The organism is Vibrio limimangrovi (genome assembly GCF_054064025.1).
The window spans coordinates 1-4290 of sequence record NZ_JBSUGF010000031.1 but is presented as its reverse complement, the minus strand read 5'-3'; the positions used below and the strand labels follow the sequence as shown (position 1 = coordinate 4290).

Genomic DNA, 4290 nt, shown 5'->3' with positions numbered 1-4290 from the left:
CCTTTAACGGTTGCTAAATCTTTACCTGTAAACGTCGCTGCAAAAAATTCCTGACCTTCAACATTGATATCTGCGCCCAGTTTTTTAGCGAGGTTTTTCACTACGCCTTTGTTAGCGCTGTCAACTTGAATGATGTAACGGTCGTCTGCGGCGTGTGCACCAAACGACAAGCAAATGCCCATCGCGATAAGCGATTTATTCAAAATTTTCATAATCATCCCTAAAGAGAGTAACGTCCAGTGATCCGCTGGAGTTTTAATAGCTAGAGTTTTAAATAAAGTTGTTTTGGTGTGTTTGCTTAGAATAGGTGGCTGTTTATCAGCCACCTATTCGCTTCAATAGCAATTAATCCGTCAGTTCTTCACAGCGGCCAAATTCAGCGCCACCCTTGACCTTGTTAATCAGACCGTTCGGGAAGCCTGTCTTAATCGAGTTGCCGTTTTCACAAACGTATACGTGAGACATGTCGACGAAGAATGAAAGCGCGTAACCTGCAAGGCCACCAGTCATTTTCGAACCATCGGCAGAAAGGGAAAGCGGGTTATTCAGGTAGCCTTTTTGAGCTTCCAATACACCTTGCTTATCGAAGAATTCATCGAATGTCATCCAGCCCAGGCCTTTGATGTAGATGCCACCCACGAACCCGGTTAGGATGTTACCACCGCGACCAATGATCACGTCACCGTTGTCGTTCATGTCTGTAGGCATGAATGCAGTGTATTTACCAAAACGAGCATGAACGCCTTCTACACCAAGGGATTCACAGAAGTTGTTGCCGAACAATACCATTGGTACATCGTTACACAGTTCCAGACCGCCAATATCGGTAAAGGCCGCATCACCCTCTTTAGTGTGATCCCAAATCAGAACGTTGCCGTTTCTGGTTTGCAGCGCGACTTGCTTGCCGTCATGAGAAGAGGCGTATGCGTTCATTGCACCGGCAGCTTCATAAAGGTTAATCATTTCTCCTTCATTGACCCATGCCGCTGCCTGATAGCCACCAAGTGACCCCATGACTACATTGCCGTTGCCTGATATTGCATGGGCGCGCACCCAAGCTGTATTAGACCAATCGACACTGCTGGTATCCAGCTCACGCATACCTTCATTTTTTGTCCAGATGAACGGAACGATTTCACCTGAGTAATTAGAAGTACACGAGCCATCGCCATTGATATCTTTATGTGCGTAACCAACCGCTGTATTGCCTGATGCGTCAATATCCCAGGAAACTGCAGAAGCAACGCCATCATCACTGTCTCCGCCACAGGTGTTCCCGGTTAGATCGCCTAGAGGTAAAACACCATTGGTATCTGTCCAAATTGCTGGAGCGGATATGCCGTTTCTGTCAAGGTCAGCATTGACCAGGAGCTTGTTACCGTTAGCACTCATTTTTGCATTTCCGGCAGTGAGGAAATCAGGAAGAAGAGTGATACCTTTATTCTCATCCCAGACGAAAGGTCTGCTGCCTGAAAGGCCTATTGAAGATTTGCCATTTTTTGCCAGGTCAGTTAGATGTGCGGAAACGACAGGTTTGAAATCAACGCCATCCTGGTAGCCGTTAAACACGAAATCAGCCTGTTTGGTTTTCCCTGCTTCAGCAACGATAGGGGTAGCATCACATGGGTCGTCTGAGTTAGGGTCGCTGCTTTCATTTTCATTCCAGAACTCAGGAACAGAAATAATGTCTGTCGTAGCGGTCGGGTAAGAACCACTATTGATTTCTTCTGTGTAAAGTACGTAGCTTTCACCTGGGGTCAGGCCGTTAAGTTTAAAGTAGCCATCAGGACCGACTTTACCCTGGGTCAGGTTACCGGACTGTGCTGATACTGAGTCAAACAGAGGGTTGTTGATATTACGCGCGATAATGTTGACACCACTGTATTCCGTCGAGCCATCTTTTAAGCGCAATCTGCCTTCAATTGAGCCAAATTGGGTAAAGTACTCCTGGCTTGGATAAAGGTTGGAAATCGCCACACGGTCTTCGGTTAAGTTCACCGTGCTTTGTGCTGCTGCTCCTGCACCGTAGTGATAAACGAATGGATACATGGTTTCAATGATTTCAGGATCAGCCGGATTGATCGGCATTCCGTAGTAATCCTCGATATCATGGGCATGAGTCTCTTCATAACCCGGATAAATATCGGCTAAATTACAGCCTTTCACGCCAGGGAGTTTTGGTGAATCAGGGGTACTGAGGTAACCAATCGGGCCGTTGGTCTGTGAGTGGGAAAGGTTAATCGCGTGACCGATTTCGTGCGTAAAAACGCCAGCAACTTGTTTGCCCTCAGAATCGTTTGCGTACACGTTCCAACCGTTTACGACGATTGTTGATTCGAGAATCTTGTTGTTAGCATCTGCAATTTCAGGGAAGGCAATAGCTAAAACGGACTCTTTTGACACCCCGAAGACATTTTCTAAGATGCTGCCATCGGTATCGTAAAGCATCCAGAAGCCGTAGCCATTTTGCTGAAGATAAAATGGCAGCGCATTCGATCCATCTACGTCAGCAATACCCGTCTTCTCTTCAATTGTGCCTGCTACATTGGCTTCAAACGTTGAGGTTTCTACATTGTTCCACTGTTCAAAAGCTTCCTGAGTAATTTGCTGAGCCTGTTCAATGGATAAAAATACCGTGCCATCGTAGTCATAAGTAAATGCTTCACCGCCATCGACATAGACGGGAATAGAGCCATTAGAGGTATCCCATACGAAGGGCGCTGAGCCGTCTGCCGTGGTATAAAGTGGACCACCGGCTTGTACTGTACTGGCTGAGAGTAGAGCGGCAATCGCAATTGTTAGTGTATTACGTTTCATTATTTCATCTTCCCATTGCTGATCCACTGCTCAGACACTGCTTTACCCAACAGGCTCATAAAAGCCGGTGCGCTGTATGCACCTTGAGTGTCTACCATCGTTTGTTCTGATTGCGTAAGCGTGCCTTGGGCAAACTCCAGATTGTCGAAAATGCCCTGGTTATTAAACTCATTCACCACTTTGCCTCCCTGAAGAACGAATTTACCGTTCGCCAAACCAGCAGTGGAGCGCAGACCAGTCAGTGACGCGGCTTTATGCATGAATACAACAACGACTTCTTCTTCATTCCAGCGAGGGAAACCTTCCGGAGACAGCGCCAGCATTTTGTTTCCATTTGGTAAAGTGCGGGGTTTAAGTAAACCAAACTGACGGAAGGTGTATTCAGAGCCTTCTGCATGGTTGCCTAAAGCCGCTTCGCCCACTTTGATAGTGACTTCTGTGTAAGGAAGACCTTGCTCGGAAATGCCATCGGTAACGCTTTGAACCTGACCTGATATAATGCTTTCAGAATCAGCAATGAGTTGTTTTAGGTTCTGTGATTGGAGCTGCGCAGCTTGTGCGACAGATGTGAACAGAGTGAACGCTGACAGCAACACAGCTATCTTTGATCTGAGTTTCATTAGTTATCCTTGACTATATTTTTAGCAAATTATTCAGGTAGATCCTCTACCGTCGAATAAAAGTAACGAATGGTTTTTAATTTAGATATCAGGGAATTCCTGATTTTTTATGAGTTGTGCTTCATAACCGTTTTGGTTTCGTAGCGATAAAGATAGACAAGTCGGGAATGAGCGTTTAAAAAGACCACCCGAAAGTGGTCTTTGTCATAATTTTAGCGGAGCAATTAGAATAGCCGGATATCGCTGGGGAACTATCGTAGGGAAACAAGAGAACGCCGTGATAGGGCGTCCTCTATCGTTTTTAGTCAAATGTCACACTTGAGATATTTGAACAGTTACCACTTGATTGATCACATACTTTATATGTGTACATCCCGTACGCATCACTTGCTAGTGTATCTGTGAATGCGCCGTCATTACCGGTGGTCGATACAATCACGCCGTTGCGGTATACATCGACTTTACGTGCTGTCGCGTTTGACCATGCTAAGTCGACTTTTTGGCCTTGCTTAGCTAGGTACTTCGATGTAGACAGTTCAATGTATGCTGCCGATTGTGCATCACAGCCGTTCGCTAACAAGTACTCGTTGGCATCGGCAACTTTTACAATGCCGTAGCCGAAGTGAACATCGTGACCTGACGTACCAGCATCAAATGCGGTTTGCTTCAGTGCATCACGGATTTGACTGCCGGTACATTCTTGATGATTTGACCACAGTAATGCTGCCATACCCGCAACGCCAGGGGTCGCCATTGATGTTCCGCTCATAAAGCCATAATCAGAGCTGCTGATCTCAACACTGATGGTCGCTGATTCATGTAGCAGAGCGCGATCTTTTAAGTCTGCTCCGAC

Annotated in this window: 3 protein-coding genes and 1 pseudogene; all 4 read right to left on the bottom strand. The window is 46.2% G+C overall.

Annotated elements, in window-relative coordinates; all coding sequences use genetic code 11:
• Positions 1 to 212: pseudogene (locus ACWYU8_RS21920) on the bottom strand (S8 family serine peptidase); the annotation flags it as partial.
• Between the two features lie 133 nt (positions 213 to 345).
• Positions 346 to 2817, bottom strand: a complete 2472-nt coding sequence (locus tag ACWYU8_RS21915) for a hypothetical protein (protein ID WP_457521839.1) — start codon at positions 2815 to 2817, stop codon at positions 346 to 348.
• The gene (locus ACWYU8_RS21910; protein WP_457521838.1) at positions 2817 to 3437 is read right to left on the bottom strand and encodes a hypothetical protein; all 621 of its coding nucleotides are present in this window, start codon (positions 3435 to 3437) and stop codon (positions 2817 to 2819) included. The genes ACWYU8_RS21915 and ACWYU8_RS21910 overlap by 1 nt, the downstream gene beginning before the upstream one ends.
• 301 nt (positions 3438 to 3738) lie before the next feature.
• Positions 3739 to 4290: S8 family serine peptidase (locus tag ACWYU8_RS21905; protein WP_457521837.1), on the bottom strand; the 552-nt coding region annotated here is incomplete at its 5' end.